This is a genomic window from Dyadobacter sp. CY351, from assembly GCF_021502625.1.
Lineage (GTDB): Bacteria > Bacteroidota > Bacteroidia > Cytophagales > Spirosomataceae > Dyadobacter > Dyadobacter chenhuakuii.
Map to the genome: position 1 here is coordinate 413428 of NZ_JAKFFU010000006.1, position 17860 is coordinate 431287.

17 protein-coding genes are annotated in these 17860 nt (G+C 45.4%); 16 read left to right on the forward strand and 1 reads right to left on the reverse strand.

From position 1 onward, the window contains the following. From L0660_RS14170 to L0660_RS14220, 11 genes are all read left to right on the forward strand, one after another. Positions 1-756 carry an SDR family oxidoreductase gene (locus L0660_RS14170; RefSeq protein WP_235160061.1) on the forward strand — a complete coding sequence of 252 codons (756 nt, stop codon included), beginning with the start codon at positions 1-3 and terminating at the stop codon, positions 754-756. Between the two features lie 218 nt (positions 757-974). After that, entirely contained in the window at positions 975-1886 is a 912-nt protein-coding gene (locus L0660_RS14175; RefSeq protein ID WP_235160062.1) for an alpha/beta hydrolase, read from the forward strand. An 18-nt stretch (positions 1887-1904) separates the two neighbouring features. Beyond that, complete coding sequence (locus L0660_RS14180) at positions 1905-2840, forward strand: DUF5996 family protein (RefSeq protein ID WP_235160063.1); 936 nt, start codon at positions 1905-1907, stop codon at positions 2838-2840. Between the two features lie 33 nt (positions 2841-2873). Further along, on the forward strand, positions 2874-3047 hold the full coding sequence (locus L0660_RS14185; protein ID WP_235160064.1) for a hypothetical protein: 174 nt from the start codon (positions 2874-2876) through the stop codon (positions 3045-3047). A gap of 42 nt (positions 3048-3089) precedes the next feature. Continuing rightward, entirely contained in the window at positions 3090-4094 is a 1005-nt protein-coding gene (locus L0660_RS14190; RefSeq protein WP_235160065.1) for a bestrophin family protein, read from the forward strand. Positions 4095-4125: 31 nt separating this feature from the next. Then, positions 4126-5028, forward strand: coding sequence for a hypothetical protein (locus tag L0660_RS14195; RefSeq protein WP_235160066.1), 903 nt, complete (start codon positions 4126-4128; stop codon positions 5026-5028). A gap of 22 nt (positions 5029-5050) precedes the next feature. After that, positions 5051-6358, forward strand: coding sequence for an NAD(P)/FAD-dependent oxidoreductase (locus L0660_RS14200; protein ID WP_235160067.1), 1308 nt, complete (start codon positions 5051-5053; stop codon positions 6356-6358). Between the two features lie 115 nt (positions 6359-6473). Continuing rightward, entirely contained in the window at positions 6474-7352 is an 879-nt protein-coding gene (locus tag L0660_RS14205) for a pirin family protein (RefSeq protein WP_235160068.1), read from the forward strand. 38 nt (positions 7353-7390) lie between these two features. After that, positions 7391-7606: a hypothetical protein gene (locus L0660_RS14210; RefSeq protein WP_235160069.1), complete on the forward strand. Its 216-nt coding sequence runs from the start codon at positions 7391-7393 to the stop codon at positions 7604-7606. Positions 7607-7676: 70 nt separating this feature from the next. Further along, a complete protein-coding gene (locus L0660_RS14215) occupies positions 7677-8027 on the forward strand; it encodes a YciI family protein (RefSeq protein ID WP_235160070.1) in 351 nt (116 codons plus the stop codon). A gap of 15 nt (positions 8028-8042) precedes the next feature. Continuing rightward, on the forward strand, positions 8043-8672 hold the full coding sequence (locus L0660_RS14220) for an SDR family oxidoreductase (RefSeq protein WP_235160071.1): 630 nt from the start codon (positions 8043-8045) through the stop codon (positions 8670-8672). A gap of 538 nt (positions 8673-9210) precedes the next feature. Here the strand turns inward: L0660_RS14220 and L0660_RS14225 are convergent. Next, a complete protein-coding gene (locus tag L0660_RS14225; RefSeq protein WP_235125142.1) occupies positions 9211-9633 on the reverse strand; it encodes a response regulator in 423 nt (140 codons plus the stop codon). 225 nt (positions 9634-9858) lie between these two features. Here L0660_RS14225 and L0660_RS14230 point away from each other — a divergent pair, with 225 nt between their 5' ends. The 5 genes from L0660_RS14230 to tal all read left to right on the forward strand — a co-directional run bounded on the left by L0660_RS14230 (position 9859) and on the right by tal (position 17294). Then, a complete protein-coding gene (locus L0660_RS14230; protein WP_235160072.1) occupies positions 9859-13044 on the forward strand; it encodes a chemotaxis protein CheB in 3186 nt (1061 codons plus the stop codon). Between the two features lie 60 nt (positions 13045-13104). Then, the gene (locus tag L0660_RS14235; RefSeq protein WP_235160073.1) at positions 13105-14124 is read left to right on the forward strand and encodes a chemotaxis protein CheB; all 1020 of its coding nucleotides are present in this window, start codon (positions 13105-13107) and stop codon (positions 14122-14124) included. Positions 14125-14169: 45 nt separating this feature from the next. Continuing rightward, positions 14170-14604: a response regulator gene (locus tag L0660_RS14240; RefSeq protein WP_235160074.1), complete on the forward strand. Its 435-nt coding sequence runs from the start codon at positions 14170-14172 to the stop codon at positions 14602-14604. Positions 14605-14989: 385 nt separating this feature from the next. Continuing rightward, positions 14990-15466, forward strand: a complete 477-nt coding sequence (locus L0660_RS14245) for a hypothetical protein (RefSeq protein ID WP_235160075.1) — start codon at positions 14990-14992, stop codon at positions 15464-15466. Positions 15467-16187: 721 nt separating this feature from the next. After that, complete coding sequence (tal, locus tag L0660_RS14250; protein ID WP_235160076.1) at positions 16188-17294, forward strand: transaldolase; 1107 nt, start codon at positions 16188-16190, stop codon at positions 17292-17294. Positions 17295-17860 lie beyond the last annotated feature (566 nt).

Consider the following 17860-nt stretch of genomic DNA (forward strand, 5'->3'; position numbering starts at 1 on the left):
ATGAAAATTGTAGTCATTGGCGGAAGCGGCCTGATCGGATCGAAATTAGTAAGCAGGCTGCAAGGTCTGGGACATGAAGTGATCTCGGCTTCCCCGGCATCTGGCGTGAACACAATAACCGGTGAAGGACTGGCGCAAGTGTTGACAGGTACTGATGTTGTCGTTGACGTTGCTAACTCCCCTTCATTTGAAGACAAGGCTGTTCTGGAATTCTTTCAAACTTCGGGCCGCAACCTGCTGGCTGCCGAAGCTGCCGCCGGTGTAAAACATCACGTGGCACTCTCGGTTGTGGGCACCCAGAAGCTCACCGAAAGCGGTTACTTCCGTGGTAAGATCGCACAGGAAAACCTGATTACTGCATCACCTGTCCCTTACACCATTGTGCATTCAACCCAGTTCTTCGAATTCTTAGGCGGCATCGCCCAATCGGGGTTTGACGGTCAAACGATCCATTTATCGCCTGCATATGTGCAGCCAATAGCCTCAGACGATGTTGCAGATGCTATGGTCGATGCCACATTAGGCAAGCCAGTCAACGGCATCATTGAAATCGCTGGCCCTGAGCGTGTGCGTCTGTCTAACTTGGTAGAACGTTATCTGATTGCTAGCAAGGATGATCGCAAGGTAACATCAGATACAAATGCCCGCTACTTCGGAGCAATACTGACCGATGACATGCTGGTGCCAACAACAAATCCACGCATCGGCAAGATTGACTTTGAGAATTGGTTCGCAAGCCAGCGCAAGCCCGTATAACCCATACGGTTCAATTGCTCCCATTAGATTTCCAGGCCTGTCGAAACGAAGATGACGGGTGTCAGCTCGCAGAGGATGCTGTAAAAGGGCGTGCACTTTCCACCCGTTCGTGCACAATCCAGCCCACGCCGGCACGGCCAGACCGTGAAGTGACCGGTCAGTAACGCGGCGATACGACAGGCAGCAGGAAACATTTTAACTTCAAAAACGAAATGACCATGCAGTACCAAAACAATCCTTTAAGAGCTGCGGGTATATCCCGACCAGGTTTATATGGCGGCTTTGAAAATCAGCAAGCGCTCGATGCACAGTATGACGTTGAAAATGCGGTTTCCAATTTCGCAGACTACATAGCGGATTACCAACAAAGCAGCCAGGACGCACGGACTAATTTAAAAAACCGCAAAGTGATCGCTTATGGCCCTACCCAAATGGAAAGGCTAACGATTTACCCTGCAATCGAGCCGGAAGCACCCGTAGTGATCTTTATTCATGGCGGCTACTGGAAAATGGGGACTGGCGACGACTATGATTTTATTGCAATGGGACCCAGCAAGGCAGGATTTACAGTGGTCGTAGTGACTTATGCATTGGCCCCGCTGGTTACGATTCCCGAAATGGTCCGGCAGGTACGCGCTGCTATCGCCTGGACGGCCAAGAACATTGGTGCTTTCAATGGTGAGCCATCAGGAATTTTTCTTGCAGGACATTCAGCCGGGGCGCATTTGGCGGCTATGTGCACTTCAACGGATTGGGCAGACTACGGTTTACCCCAAGATACCATCAAAGGTATCCTGGCTGTTAGTGGCCTTTATGATTTGCTTCCTGTATCGCAAACATTTGTTCAGGGATCACTGCGCATTTCAGCAGAACAAATCCTGTCATCGAGTCCTGCAAGGCAAATATATGCCAGTCATATTCCAATGACCATAGCCTGGGGCAGTCATGAAACGGCAGCATTTCAAAATCAATCTTCCGATTACCTGCAATCCTGGATCATGGCGGGCAACCAGGGCAAACCGCTAATTGTTGAAAACGCAAATCATTTTAGTATCCTGGAAAGTTTCAAAGATCCAGATGGCCTGATGACGGGCGCACTAATGGCACTCATGGACACTTATTTCCAATAACCCCTTAAACAGTAAATCATGAAAGATCAATGGCCACTGCTTTCCTATCAAAACGGCAAAGCCACCTACGAAACATTGCAATTGTGGACGCAGATTGTAGGAAAAATCAAGCTGGTTTGTGTCCCTTGGGTAAACCATTCCTGGAACATTACCTTGCACATCACACCTTCTGGGTTAACCACCCAGACTATTCCCTACCAAAACCAGCACTTTCAGATTGACTTCGATTTCAGGGTGCACCAGCTAATTATCACCACCAGCCAGGGAGAATACAAACAGTTTAGCCTGGAACGAATTTCTGTTGCAGGCTTTTACAAACAAATCTTCGGCCTTCTGAAAGAGTTGGACATCGAACTCACCATCAACCCGCTGCCTTCTGAGATCATGGGAGAATTGATCCCATTTGAAGAAGACCAGGTGCACCACACTTATGATCCTTTGCAGGCCAACTCGTTTCACCAGGCGTTGCTATGTATCCAGGATGTATATATGGTTTTTCGTACGGAGTTTAGCGGGAAAGCCAGTCCGGTGCATTTTTTCTGGGGCGGCTTTGATCTGGCACTTGCTTTCTTTTCTGGACGCAAAGCGCCCCGGCATCCAGGCAAGGTCCCAAACATGCCAGACTGGGTATTACAAGATGCATACAGCCGCGAGGTGAGCGACACCGGGTTTTGGACAGGAAGTGAGGCCTTGCCCCAGGCAGCCTTTTACTGTTACCTATATCCAGAACCGTTAGGTTATAAAACTGCACAGGTGCAGCCTTCCGAAGCTTATTATAGCCACGAATTATTAGAATTCATTTTGCCTTACCAGGCTGTACAAATGGCAGCAGATCCAAAGGAAAAGCTACTACAATTTTTAAGGAGCACTTATCAGGCAGGAGCAGCGCTGGCAAACTGGGACCCGCAGCTGTGGGACTATCAGGCCCGCACGCAAGAGCTCAGTCAGCAATAATTTAACATTTCTCACCTTTAACTTAATTCGAAAATGAACATTTTCCTACACATGATTGATCACCGCGAGGACGGGCAAAGCGAGCAGGTGACCCAACCGCACGATGTCGTACAGTATGAGCATCAGCACAATACCAATGAAGGCAGCGAATTTTTAGACGATGCCATCCGGATGCACGATCAGCTTCTTTCCGAATCCGAGTATTAAGGCTGAGAAACCAAAAAACACCCCGCAATAAACACAGCTGTCATGCACGCAGGCAAATCATACAAAGTCACCGAGTTTCTTTTTTGGACCAGAAGAAGCATTTACGCCCTGATCATTGTGGGCATTGTCCCGGTCGTTTTATACGAATATGCTGGTCTGAAATGGATCAACATCCCCTGGCCGATGGTGGCACTGCTGGGAACGGCCACAGCCTTCATCGTGGGTTTTAAAAATACACAAACCTACCACCGCGCGGCCGACGCGCAGCAGGTATGGACAACGATTATGAGCCTGAGCAGGGGCTGGGCACTGCTTTGCAGGGACTATTTTAATGATGAAGCTATTACAAAGGCGCTGGTTTACCGGCATCTGGCCTGGCTTACGGCCTTGCGTTATGAAATGAGGTCCCACCGTGTTTGGGAAACTACTCAAAAAAAGCACAATGCTGAATTTCAGAGGCATTACCGCATTCCGGAAAAGCTTTCACCATTAAGGCAAGAGCTGGAAAAATACCTGGACCAGCAAGAATTGGAACTTGTCCTTAAAAGCGCCAATCAAGCCACGCAGGTTATGGGCTTGCAAAGCAGGGCCTTGAAAGCGTATTGCGACCAAGAGCAATTCGGCCCGCTGCAATTCATGGAAATGGAGCGGGGCCTTAAAGAATTCCTGGTCCAGCAGGGGCAAAGCGAGCAGGTGAAAAATGCGCCTTATCCGCGCCAATATGCAATCATTAATACTTTTTTTGTCAGGCTTTTCTGTTTGCTGCTACCGTTTGGTATGCTTAAAGAGTTTGAAAAGCTCAATGAAATCACTGATGGTATGATGAAAGGCTACATGGTCTGGTTGGTTGTACCTTTTAGCATTCTGATCAGCTGGATGTACACATCTCTGGAACAAGTGGGGGAGAGCACTGAGAATCCTTTTGAAGGAAGTGCGAACGATGTACCCATCTCACACATTTGCCGCACCATTGAAATAGAGCTGAAAGAATTGCTTGGCCATCAGGTCCCGGCGACCCATCAGGCCAGGGAGCATATCATTCTTTAATTTACTTTTCGCCATTTCTAACTGTAACACGATGGAAACCAGCAGCACCCAACTAGCCACTACCGCCAGCGTCTTGTCAGCGCTCTTACCTAACATACCAGGCTTAAACGCTTCGGGTAAGCTGACAAGCCTGATCCCCATCTCATTTTTTGAGCGGCTTGGCATTCAGCCAACTTTTGAGCAGCAGCAGGATTTGTCCGATAAGACAAAAGGTGTGCTGGAAAACGATATCAGTCTTTGCAGATGGCGAGATTTCAGGCAAGACAGCGCTTTGATGGGTGATCTACAAAAGCTCTTTACAGATTATCAGATCGTTGCTTTCTCGGACTGGGCCAATGTACACAACGGTTCGGACCTGTGGTATGGCCTGCTTTCGGACGTGATCAAACCGCTGCGTAGAAAAGATTTTGACTTCATTTTTTATCTGGGAGATGCCTCCAAAAAGCTGTTCTTTGAAGTGGACGAGATATTGGATATCATAAGTGAATTCTCTTTATATGGCAGGGTTACATTCGCTCTGGACGAGGTAGAAGCCGCGAAATTGTGGGCATTATTGAACGGGGAAAATCCTGAGACGGTGCAGTTTGATTTCAATTCGCAGGGGGCCAGAAAGAAGTATTTCTCCTTATTTAATACAGTCAACATTGCGCACCTGATCATTTACTCGCAGCGGCAAGCGATGCTGTTTTCGCAAGGGGCACAATTTGAGATGCTAAGAAGGTCAGAGAATCATGACAGGCCTACACATGCCGAGAGGGGTAATTTTATCGATGGGTTCTGTCTTGGTTTATCCCAAAAGCTGGAAGTTTCTCAGTGTCTGGCACTGGGCATCATCGCCGCCGGTGCCAGCGCGGAAAGCGGATCAACTATAAGTCCCGAGCAGCTGGGTACGTACGCAAGCAAGTGGCTTAGCGAACTGCAATCCACAGAATAAGAAGTGCCTAAACAAAGTCAAAATGCATTCAGCCATTATGGAAACGGACAACACAATCAAAAAACACATCATTATCATTGGCGGCGGGTTTGCCGGGCTTAATCTGGCCAGAAAGCTCTTCAACAACAAGTTTTATCAGGTTACCCTCATTGATAAGAATAACTATAACTATTTCACTCCATTGCTTTACCAGGTGGCTACCAGCTTTCTGGAACCGTCAAGCATCAGCTACCCTTTTAGAAAAATTTTTAAACAAAAGGGGATTCATTTCAGAATGGCCACTGTGGAGCGGGTCAATCCGGAAAGTAGTAACGTGCTCTTAAATGACGGAACTACATTGAGCTACGATTACCTGGTTTTTGCAGCAGGCACTAAAACGAATTTTTTTGGTAATGAAAGTGTCCGCAAGAACGCATTTTCACTCAAGGGAATTGATGACGCGCTTTATATGCGCAATGAGCTGATCAAGCTGCTTGAAAAAGCATCACTGGAAACTAATCCCGACGAAAGGCATAAAATGCTTACCATCGTCATTGCCGGTGGTGGACCTACTGGTGTGGAGCTTGCCGGTATGCTTGCCGAGATGAAAGAATACATGCTGGGCATGGATTATCCTGAGCTTCAAAAAAGCATTGCAGAAATCCATGTTATTGATGGAGCGCCATTTTTGCTTGCCCCAATGAGCAATAAAACGCATCAGGAAGCATACCGGGCGCTTAGCCGTCTGGGTGTGCAAATTAGGCTGAATACGCAGGTGAGAAGTTTTGAAAATGATCAGGTGCACTTATCAGATGGCACCATCATTTATGCCAAAACGATGATCTGGGCGGCCGGCGTGATTGCCAATACATTTGATGGCATACAAACAGAAAGCCTTGGCAGGGGAAATAGGATGCTAACTGATGAAACGGGCCTTGTGAAAGGATATGACAACATCTTTGCAGTCGGTGACATAAGCATACAGTATACCGACAGCACATACCCCGCTGGCCACCCGCAACTTGCTCAGCCTGCCATTCAACAAGGCACATTACTGGCAAAAAACCTGATAGCAATGGCAAAAGGAAAGCCTATGAAAGCATTCAAATACTTTGACCGCGGGGATATGGCAATCATCGGCCGGAATCTGGCTTTTGCGGATCTCTTTAAACACAAACTCCACATCGGCGGATTGTTAGGACTGCTCAGCTGGCTTTTTATACATGTGATTTCGCTGGTCAATTACAACAACATGATCAAAACGCTTTATAACTGGGCAGTGGCATACATGACCCACGACCAGGTGCTACGGATGATCTTCCGTTCGGAAAACAGGGAAAGCCGTAGTTAAAAGCACCTTTTTTAGAATACCAAAACTGCACCATAATAAGCCGTGAGCCTTGTCTTCGACACAGGCTCACATAATTCCTCCCATATTTTTTACAATCCCAAACTGTTCTATTCAAATGAAAAAATTACAAACGTCCTCCATTGTCAAAACCATGGAAGCAGGGAATAATGAGTTTTCTGCAAGAAAAATTAGAAGCAAAAACTTTGACGGGTTGATGGATCCTATCATCGGTTTTGACCATTTCAAATTGACTAATGATGTTTTCGGTGCACATCCGCATGCTGGCATGTCGGCCATCAGTTATCTGTTTGATGACTCCGTAGTTTATCATAATCTCGACTCAATCGGAACCAACCGGCTGATTACGCCTGGGAGCATGATGTGGACCTGGGCTGGAAGCGGTGTGGTTCATACCGAGTTCCCGGTTCCTGCCGGAGGCCGGGTTCATGGGCTTCAACTATTCGTCAACATTGCTGCCCACAACAAGCAGCATGGCCCTCAAAGCGTCTATGTAGACCGCGAGCAGATCCCTGAAATGTCGGGCGACGGGGTCCGGGTGAAGGTTGTGAGTGGCAGTACGGCAGATGTATCGAGTCCCGTTGCCACGCCAGAACAGCTTGATTTTCTGGATGTTTTCTTGTCTTCCGGCAAAAGCTTCCAGCACATGCTTCACCCCGATTGGACAGCAACGATCTATGTCATTTCTGGCGGGCTTGATCTGCAAACCAGAGCTGGCAATTCCAAGCTGGTAGCCGGGGATGTCATTGCTATTGGACTTTCAAGCGAAAAGGAAACACTCACATTCAATGCAGCCGCTGATAGCCAGTTTATTTTCCTCAGTGGCCAGCCACTAAACGAGGAGATTTATTCGTCAGGCGCTATGGCAATGAGCTCACCAGCAGAACTGGGAAAAGCAATCTCGGACTTCGAAGAAGGAAAGATGGGCTTCATCACCATGGAAGAAGATGAATTAAAGGTCATTCTGCCAGTTTAAGACAATTGGCAACGCGCTAAATCCAATTGAGAACAAAAGTGAAAATCTTAAAAATTACGATCCTGAAAGAGCAGGATTCTCAAAAAGTGATGCAGCTGTTACAGGAACTTCAAAATAAAAAGCTCATCCAGATTCAGGATAACGAGTCAACTCCTTTGATACTAAGCCATGAGCAGATGGAGGAGATCATTGATGAATCAGAACTGGGTCCTTTTTACAGTGAAGAAGAAGCAAAGGCAATCCTTCATTTATAGCATCTACCTGCACAATAAGCTTTTACAATTAATAATCAAATCAATTTCAACAGTTAAACAAAACAAAAACATGAGCGAGTTCTTATTAGCAATCCACCGTGACATTACAAGCCAGGATGCAGTCCCGACAGCAGACCAAATGAAATCTGCCATTAAACCTTACCAGGACTGGATCGCAGGCATTGCAGCAAACGACCAACTTATCGGCACGCCCAAGCGCTGGGATTTAGGCGGCCGCGTCGTAAAACAGGATGACACAGTAACAGATGGACCTTATGCCGAAGTGAAGGAGTCAATCGGTGGATTATTTCTGATCAAAGCCCGAGACTACGAACAGGCAGTAGAAATTGCCAAAGGGTGCCCAATTATACAGTATGGGGCAGTTGTGGAAGTGCGCATGGCAATTCCACCGGTACAGTAAATTGTTGGCTGTCGCTTGAAAAAGGGGCAGCCAATCTTTTATAAGGCAAGTGAAATAATAGGTAATCCGATTAATAATTTTCAACTTAACAAATGCCATATTATGAAAATTCTGGTCATTGGTGGTACGGGGAACATAGGTTCAAAAGTGGTAAGCAAACTTAGTCAAATCGGGCATGAGGTAATTGCAGGCTCTCCGTCAACTGGTATCAACACTGTTACGGGGGAGGGGCTGTCAACAGCTTTAAAAGATTCTGACGTTGTTATTGACATTTCAAATTCGCCATCGCTTGATGAAATGGAGGCAATAGATTTTTTTCAAACCTCTGGCAGTAACCTTCTGGCTGCGGCAGTGGATGCTGGCGTAAAACACCATTTAGTATTGTCCATCGTTGGCGTAGGTGTGATCACCAGAGGCTACTTGGCGGCAAAGAAGGTACAGGAAGATCTGGTGATAAAATCAGGATTACCATATACCATAATCCGTAGTACCCAATTTTTCGAGTTCGTTTCGGTTATTGCTTCGGCCGCGCTGAAAGAAGGAAATGCATGTCTCCGACATTGCATTCCAGCCAATTGCAGCAGGGGATGTTACTGCATTGATATCAGAATTTGCTTTGGCGGACCCTCTAAATGCAATTATTGAAATAGCCGGTCCTGACCTTGGAACCATGAACGAGTTTGTTGCTAGGTACGAGAATCAAGCCAACGGAACTGATGGTTTAATTGTCAACCAAAACTCAGAATATTTCGGAGCTAAAATTCCTTCAAATGCACTAGTACCGCAAGGTGCTGCAAGACTAGGAACTATCACATTTGAAAAATGGCTTAGATCGCAACCTGGGAGATCATAGCATGAACCCGGCTCATATCAAGTTAGGATATGAGGCAATGCCTATCAATGGATAGGCTTTTCGCGATATGCATTATAGATACAGTTTATAAGGTTAGGAAGGAAAATTATTCGGTGGTATTTTCGAAATTATTCCAAGAGGCGAGGTTCACGCTATTTACTTAGAATAGAAGCTAAATTACGGCTTTTTAGTACAGGAAACAGAAATGGCCCCACCTTTAAATGTAACTTGCGAAGACGTATGCTACCCGTATTTATTGTCAACTGTTTAAAGGATTGTCATAATAAAGGCGGGTTCGGGAAATGAGCAAAGCCACTTCCTCTAGTGTCTTCAGAAATTATTCGGGGCCGCACACCTTTTCCAATAGTCAATCATCAATTTAATTATTGCCTTAATTTCATCGTATTCGCCTGGCTTAACGAAAAAGCCTTGTGCAGATGTGCTATATGCGTCAATAACGACCTGCTGGTTGATCGCTGTGGTAAAGTAAACGTAGGGAATGCACTTAAGGCTGAGCTCTGCATCAGTTTGTACCTTTCTTCTGAGCTCCAAACCATTTAACTGTGGCAGATTAATATCTGAAATAATAATGAAAGGCAGCTTTTTGCTGGTATAAAGAAAATCCAATGCCGATTGACCATCTGAGAAATACATCCTTTGATTAGAATACCCTAATTCGCCAAAAACTTCTTCCAATACGAACTGGTCGTCTGCATCATCTTCTATAATGATAATTGGGCCATTTTTATCCATCCGATAATTAGTTTAGTGTAAGCTCAATATTTACTTACATAGCTTGTCATTTCAAGTCAGTTACACATAAGATTACATTCCAACAAGTAGGTAAGTAGTCAACGCCTGGTTGCATATTGCGAAAAACATTGTGCCACCTACAATAACTTTCTGTACCTTATAAGAATAATTATTTGATGATGTGGCATTTACGCTCAACATCCTGCACCTAACCTAAACTTCTTAATGAATTCAATTGAACCAAATCACATTGTTGCCATCGGTGCATCGGCCGGGGGCCTTGATGAGCTGATTTCTTTTTTTGAAAACACACCTCTGGATGGTATTGCCTACGTTGTGGTCCAGCATTTATCCGCTGATTATGAAAGCAGGTTGGCAGAAGTCTTATCCAGGTACAGCAAGCTGACCATGGTACAGGCGGTAGAAGGGACGGGCATTGCGTCCAATTATGTATATGTAATCCCGGGAGATAAGTTTATGACCGTTAAAAGGGGGCATTTACATTTAAGCGATAAAACCGACGTGCGCGGTCCGCACATGACCATCAATACATTCTTATCTTCCCTCGCTGCCGACTACGGCCCAAAGGCGATTGGCGTCATCCTGTCCGGCCTGGGCTCTGATGGTAGTGATGGTGTAAAAGCAATTAAGAAGGCAGGCGGGATGGTGATTGCCAGAAACCCACAAACCACTGAATTCAACAGTATGCCTTCCAATGCAATCGCCACTGGAATGGTCGATTTCATCGTGGAGCCCGAGGCAATGCCCGGCACTATTGAAGAATATGTCAAGCGGGAAATTGAACTGCTAGCGGCCGGTATCTCTGATGGAGAAAATATGGCTGGTTTGATCGAGATCATAAGCCAGCAGCTTCCACTGGATTTTTCAGACTACAAGCAGTCGACTATTTTGCGCCGGATCAAAAGAAGGGCGGCTTATAACAACTTTGAACGCCTGGAAGCTTACCTGGAATTTGCCAAAGGTTCCCCTGATGAAATTGAAGCGCTTGCCAAAGATTTTCTTATTAGCGTGACTGCTTTTTTCAGGGATACCGAAGCATTTAGTGCGCTGGAAAAACGGGTACTGCCTTCTATCATTAAAAGCCTTTCTACTGGCCAGGAAATCCGGATATGGGTTACTGGTTGTGCGACGGGCGAAGAAGCTTACTCGATGGCTATCCTGGTGCGAGAGCTTTTGGGGGAAAAGATCCAGGAACAGCAGGTGAAAATCTTTGCTACCGATATTGATACTGCTGCCCTGGACCATGCCGGTAAAGGCATTTACGCTGCTGCCATAGTGTCCAAAATGCCGCAATCCTACCTGGAAAAATACTTTATACAGGAGGGGGAGGATTATAAGGTAACGGTTGCCTTGCGTAAAATGGTTATCTTTTCCAGACATGACCTGGTGAAAAATCCGCCCTACTGCAACATGCATCTGATCAGCTGCCGCAACCTGCTGATTTACATGACCCCGATCTTACAACAAAAAATCTATCACATGCTCCTCTTTGGGCTAAAACCCGAGGGATACCTGTTTCTAGGATCCAGTGAGAACCCCTCGCCGATATTAAAGAGCATGAAAGTCATTGATAAAAATGCAAAGATCTACCAGAAACTGGATGCTACCCCATCCGTAAACTTTGAAACGTTTACCCTGCCGGAATATACCTACCACAAACCGGCCAGCTTAGGGGTTGCTCAACCAGAAACCAATAAAGCGCCCGACCGCACCTTGGATGGGGCAATCCATGAAACCATCCTTAATGAAGAGCAGCGCCTGCTTGTCTGTATTGATGAAAACAACAGGGTGCTTAAATCCTACGGCCCAACCGGAAGGTTCCTTACCCAAAAGATTTTAACGTCAGATCTGACCGAACTTCTACCGGGCCCTCTTAATATTGCTTTCAAGACATCCTGCAAAAATGTCATCGAAACCCATAAAAGAACAGTAGTCACAGGGATACAGATCCAGCACTTCCAAGAGACAATCAAGGTAAACTTGTCGGTTAGCCCGATGGTCCTTAAAGGCCGGCCTAATGGGTTCTTAGTTGTACAGTTTAGCGAAGATCAAGGTTCCGGCCAGCCAGCAGATGCAATGCAGTTTGACGAGAAGCTCTATCTAGACGATTATACCAAGTTTTTGGAGCAGGAAAACAAAGACCAGAAAGAGCAACTGGCTGCTGCCACCGAAAAACTGTTTGCACTCAACGAGAATATGCAGTCCTTTAATGAGGAGCTGCTATCGGCCAATGAGGAGATGCAGAGCAGCAATGAGGAAATGCAGTCCGTCAATGAAGAGCTGCACACGATCAATGCGGATTACCAGTTAAAGAACCGCGAGCTCTTAGAGCTTAACGATGATCTGAACAATTATTTTAAAAGCAATATCAATGGCCAGCTCTTTATCAGCTCAGATCTTCGCCTGATGCGATTTTCGCCTGGGACCGTCCGGCATATCAACTTGGTTGAAAGCGACATAGGACGGCCAATCAGTAACATTTCAACCAATTTCAGGTTTGAAACCCTTTCTGATGACATAACAGATGTCCTGGACAAGGGTTATCCTATAATCCGGGAAGTCCAGGCCAATGATGGCAAGTGGTACCAGGTTATGACCATGCCATATATCCAGCAGCTTGGCAATAAAAGAACGGGTGCCATCATTACTTTCAACGATATTACCAGCCTGAAAGAAATACAACACCAGCTGGACAAAAAGAATGAAATCCTGACCCGCATAAACGGCGACCTGGACAATTTTGTACATACGGCATCTCATGACCTGCTAGGGCCGCTCAGTAATATAGGTATTAGTATCGGCCTGTTAACTGAAATGCGGGCAGACGATGTAGAACTGAAACCGATTTTAAACATTATTGACAATTCAGTGAAGAAGTTCGGGGCCCTGGTCAGGGACATCGGCACAGTAGCCAGAGTTGAAGACGGAGCCATTTTGACTGAGATGGTTGATATGAATGAAATTTTGGAAAGCATCCTTTGGAGCCTTGGCGACAAGATCAGGCAGACTGGCGCAGTGATTACCAGTGATTTGAAAGTACCTCAAATACTTTTTTCCAAAAAGAACCTAAGGAGCATCTTGTTCAATCTGGTATCGAATGCGATCAAGTACCGATCAGAGGATACACCTGTTGTCACCATCCAAACTTCGAGTGTAGGTGAATTCACTGCCCTGACAGTCCAGGATAATGGGACTGGCATGGCCGAAGGCGACATTGATAAAATCTTTCATAAGTACCACAGGCTCCAAACTGATCATGAAGGGCAGGGGATCGGGCTTTATCTGGCTAAAAAAATAATCGATGCTGCTGGTGGCAGTATCCGGGTGGAAAGTACGCCCGGTACAGGCAGCAAATTTGTGATCTATTTCCCGGTAGCCGGGCTGCAATAATAAACAGCTGTTGCGTGCTACGGTTTGCCAAGATCATCCACGCTCTATCACCAAATTACTATGGCAAAAAACAAACCGGTCCCATCAGGAAAAGTTATAGTCATCGGCACGTCTGCCGGTGGCCTCAATGCACTGAAAACATTAGTCAGCCAGCTGCAAGAAGATTTTCCGGCACCTATATTGGTTGTCCAGCATATTTCAGCTGATGCGACGGGTAGCGTTCTTTTGGACATGCTAAACAAGCAAACCAACATCCACTGTCAACATGCTGTAAATGGCGAAAGCCTTCAAAACGGGCATTTGTACCTGGCACCTTCTGATCATCATTTAATGATTGGTGATGACCACAAAATCCTGGTAACCAAGGGCGCGCAGGAAAACCGCTCCCGGCCTGCCATTGATCCCTTGTTCCGCTCAGCAGCAGTTGTTTTTGGCAGCAATGTGATTGGAATGTTGCTCACGGGTTACCTGGATGATGGTACAGCCGGAATGATTGCTATCAAACGGTGTGGCGGGACCTGCATAGTTCAAGATCCGGCAGATGCAGAGTATCCTGATATGCCTGCTAATGCTATCAAACAGGTTGAAGTTGATTTTTGTTTACCCCTTCTGGAAATGGGCGGTTTGCTGTATCAGCTCCTGGCAGCAAAACCGGAAAAAAGCGGGCCCATCCCAAAGGATATATTGACTGAAGCAAAAATTGCCAAACGCGTGTTAAGCGATTTGCCTGCTGTCAATTCCCTGGGAGATCAGGTGCCTTTCAATTGCCCCGGCTGCGGCGGTGTGCTATGGAAAGTGGACAAGGGCCCCCTGACGCGCTACCGCTGTCATACCGGTCATGCCTACACGGCGCAGACTTTGATTGCCGAGCAAACCTTGAAGATCGAAGAGACGATGTGGACGGCGCTCCGGATGTTTGAAGAAAGAAGGAACCTTTTGACCACTTTTGCAAAAGAGCAAACCGGGGCAATCAAGAAGTCGGCGCTCGAACGGGCAGAGCTTTCCCAGGTGCACATTGACCGGATTAAGGCGATCCTCCTTGCTGATGACAAGGGGACTGCTCAGGATACACCCACTTAATGCACGTTCTTCAGTAATTAATTAAGATCAGACAAATAACCAGTTATGAATAAAAAAGGACCTATTATAATCATAGAAGATGACATGGACGACCAGGATATCCTGTCTGAAATTTTCAAAGAACTGAATTACAAGAATGAACTGTTTTTTTTCGGAGACGGTGTACAAGCATTGGATTACTTGACACACATAGATATTGAACCTTTTCTTGTTCTTTCTGACATCAACATGCCAAAATTAAATGGGATGGAACTGTATGAAAAAATTCATAACAACGAAGATTTGAGACTCAAATCAATCCCATATCTTTTCTTTTCTACAAGTGCTGAGCAAAAGCATGTGATCGATGCGTATTCAAGGTCTATTCAAGGATTTTTTATTAAACCAGGTAATTACGATAGATTAAAAGAAATGATAGTAAAGATTGTGGAGTACTGGCAAGAATGTGAATCACCAAAATATATCAAAAATGCTCAGTAATAAGAGAATGTAGGGAAGGCACTGGGCTCCGTTTGCAGGTTAGATGAAAGACATAGAGTAATGACTGCAAAGCTCGCAAAACCAGGTAAAGAGCAAGGCTAGGCCTTTGGCCAGTACAAATGGAAGAAGAATAAGATGGCGCCGAGAAAAAAACGCTGCCCAAAATACAATTAAATGAAAATTTGCCAAGTCAACATAAGGCAGAAATTGAAAGGATTGGTTCGAAGCATTTCATATCTGGGTTTGGCAAAGACAAAATCACCAGCCAAAAATCAAGCAGAATTTGCGCTTGAAGCGTGTTACTGCGCAGCTTTTAACGGAGCTTCAAGCCAGTCTAAATGAGGTAAAAGACTTTTTGAAGGCATGTGTTTAGATGGATATTACAATGAAAACAATGAATGGCAACGAATGGCTACCAGGAGATACCGGGACTGAAATACAGAATTTTTGGAAAGAATTTAAAGTAAACCCTACTGCGATGGCCGGCCTGCAATCACTTATGGATTTGCAACCAGCTATTAAAAATGGCTCACACTATTGGCGGCCGAGTTCTGAGAACGGGACAACATTCACCAACTCAAACAGTAATATTAGTGGTGTAGAAAAGATTTTTGCTTGGTCAAAGATTTTAAATGGGCAAGAAATCCTATGTGCTATAAACCTGGATCAGCATAAACAGGCAATAGTATATGTAACCATAGATAAAGACTTGTATGCACCAGATGAAAATTTATACCTTTTATTTGGTCCCCAACAAATCCCGGCCGAGTTAAATGTTGAAGACAGGAATGGTAAATCAGTCCGGTTGACGCTGCCAGCTCGTTCACTGATTATTTATGGTAAGGCCCCAATACTCCGGTAACTTTTTCCAAATGGCAATTAAAAGCACCAGGCTTTTAGTGGTTAAAACCTTCCAAAAGAAATATTAACTCCAACAATTTAAAAGGGGGCTCAGCATCCTGGATTAACTGATATTTGGTGTGCAGTGCCACCTTGTCCTTGATAGATAGATCCAAATGTGGTCTGAATTGGGGTAAAGGTTGTTACAAGTATGGCTTGTTTCCCGTGTCAAGTGTAGCACAAATATGGTCCAAACATCCCATCGGTGAGCAACTTAAATTAGTTTAAAAGTGCTCCAATCTCTCGCGCAGCTTTCTTGCTGCCGTGTCTGGGAAATCAATAAAAGTTTGATGTAAGAAGCGCTGATGGATCGATAATTGCTAGGCAAGGCTCCATTCACCATATCCGGCACTAATTATTACTTTATGACATTTATAGACAACGTATTACAAACCCCATCATATGTTGGTCTGATAAAGCGGGCGAGGTAATCAGACCAGGGGCAAGTCAGATCTTCGAAGAGTTTTTTAGCTTGCCTTTATTTGCCGCAGCATTGATCAGTTTGATCATTTTGGGGACGCGTGGCACGAGCTGGCAACATATTTACTGATCGCACCGAAGATTGGCACAGAAGGAGAAGGCCTTCACTGCTGGCAGCTTTGGCAACTGTATTGCGGTCAGTTGCCGGCGTGATTGACAAAGAATAAATAATCGCATTCAATACACTAAAAACAGATTTAGATATGGACAACAATAAGGTAAAACAAATACATGATTATGGCCAGAGCATCTGGCTTGATTTCATAGACCGCAAAATCATTTTCTCGGGAGAATTAAAGAAATTGATTGAAGAAGACGGTGTGCGTGGTGTGACATCCAACCCGGCTATTTTTGAAAAGGCCATCAGCAGCAGTTCCGATTACGATCAGGACATTGCCCGCCTGACTAATGAAGGTCTGAGTACGGATGAAGTATTTTTTGGACTGGCCGTGTCTGATATCAAACTAGCATGCGATGTGCTGGCACCTGTATACAATCAAGAAGACGTGGTTGGCGCTGATGGCTATGTAAGCCTGGAAGTGTCCCCGTTCCTGGCACGTGATACCCAGGCTACCATCAAGCAGGCGCGCGAGCTCTGGGAGCAGGTTGATAAGGACAATGTAATGATTAAAATCCCTGGAACCCAGGCGGGCATTATTGCCATCGAGACAGCAATCAGTGAGGGAATTAATGTGAATGTTACCTTGCTTTTCAGCCTTAAACGTTATGAAGCAGTCGTGGAAGCATATATTTCAGGACTGGAAAAAAGGGAAAAACAAGGACTGCTCATTAACCATGTTTCTTCTGTTGCCAGCTTCTTTTTGAGCCGGATTGACATTTTGGTAGACCCGTTTTTAGACAAGAATGGGCTGGGTGATCTGCGCGGGCAAGTTGCCATCGCATCTGCAAAAACGGCTTACCAGATATATAAAAGACTGTTCAGCTCTGAGCGCTGGAAGAAGCTATCTGAAAAAGGTGCAGTACCGCAGCGGTTGCTGTGGGCGAGTACCAGTAGTAAGGATCCTGCTTTCAAAGACACCCGGTATGTGGAAGCACTCATTGGACCAGACACGGTCAACACCATTCCGCTGCAAACGCTGGAAGCATTCCGGGACCACGGAGATCCGGCAAGCCGCCTGGAAGAAGACCTGGACAGCGCAGCATCTATTTTGGAAAAAATAAAGGCCGGAGGGATTGATATGGAAGCTGTGGCTGTCCAGCTCGAAAATGAGGGAATAGACAAGTTCACCGAGCCTTTTCAGAAACTGCTGGATGCGATTGAAAAGCAGAAAGAACAAGCCGGAGTGTAATCTAATGCTATACCCGTCATAATATGCCTGCTCATTTCTGAATGTCCGGTGATCATCAGGCATATTTATACAATCGCATCCTAAATCTGTGTTCCAAAATGTTTCAGACTAACAATAGGGGCCTCTAAAACAACCATTAGTGTTAGGTTTAGCGGTAAGACAATCCAAATTCAGCAGCGGTCTTCTTTACAGTCCAGCATTGTCTGGGTAATGGGCGTGGCAGATCTTAGGAAACAAATGGTGCTCTACCTAATTGTTTTACCCACCGATTCCAGCTTAGCCATTTATTATTAGCGATTAAAAATTGACTGTTGTTTCTAGCTAGTATGTGGCCCAATCCTTTGGTATAATACCATTACCGCCAGGCAGTGGACGAGTCGCAAAGTATGATGTCCAACTTAACCAGACCATGTAAAGCCGATTACGAATCTGGTGGGTATGTAGGCTTCCCATTTTTAGAGCGGCGACGATTTAGATTTTATTGTTGATTGTAATAGTTAACTCTTCTTTTTTCACGGCATTTTCTTTCAGCAGTCTGCACTTTTGATTTGGGGTCAGTCCCTTCA

Coding starts and splice junctions, on each gene's coding strand:
- L0660_RS14170 (WP_235160061.1), top strand. CDS start 1: ATGAAAATTGTAGTCATTGGCGGAAGCGGCCTGATCGGATCGAAATTA.
- L0660_RS14175 (WP_235160062.1), top strand. CDS start 975: ATGCAGTACCAAAACAATCCTTTAAGAGCTGCGGGTATATCCCGACCA.
- L0660_RS14180 (WP_235160063.1), top strand. CDS start 1,905: ATGAAAGATCAATGGCCACTGCTTTCCTATCAAAACGGCAAAGCCACC.
- L0660_RS14185 (WP_235160064.1), top strand. CDS start 2,874: ATGAACATTTTCCTACACATGATTGATCACCGCGAGGACGGGCAAAGC.
- L0660_RS14190 (WP_235160065.1), top strand. CDS start 3,090: ATGCACGCAGGCAAATCATACAAAGTCACCGAGTTTCTTTTTTGGACC.
- L0660_RS14195 (WP_235160066.1), top strand. CDS start 4,126: ATGGAAACCAGCAGCACCCAACTAGCCACTACCGCCAGCGTCTTGTCA.
- L0660_RS14200 (WP_235160067.1), top strand. CDS start 5,051: ATGCATTCAGCCATTATGGAAACGGACAACACAATCAAAAAACACATC.
- L0660_RS14205 (WP_235160068.1), top strand. CDS start 6,474: ATGAAAAAATTACAAACGTCCTCCATTGTCAAAACCATGGAAGCAGGG.
- L0660_RS14215 (WP_235160070.1), top strand. CDS start 7,677: ATGAGCGAGTTCTTATTAGCAATCCACCGTGACATTACAAGCCAGGAT.
- L0660_RS14225 (WP_235125142.1), bottom strand. CDS start 9,633: ATGGATAAAAATGGCCCAATTATCATTATAGAAGATGATGCAGACGAC.
- L0660_RS14230 (WP_235160072.1), top strand. CDS start 9,859: ATGAATTCAATTGAACCAAATCACATTGTTGCCATCGGTGCATCGGCC.
- L0660_RS14235 (WP_235160073.1), top strand. CDS start 13,105: ATGGCAAAAAACAAACCGGTCCCATCAGGAAAAGTTATAGTCATCGGC.
- L0660_RS14240 (WP_235160074.1), top strand. CDS start 14,170: ATGAATAAAAAAGGACCTATTATAATCATAGAAGATGACATGGACGAC.
- L0660_RS14245 (WP_235160075.1), top strand. CDS start 14,990: ATGAAAACAATGAATGGCAACGAATGGCTACCAGGAGATACCGGGACT.
- tal (WP_235160076.1), top strand. CDS start 16,188: ATGGACAACAATAAGGTAAAACAAATACATGATTATGGCCAGAGCATC.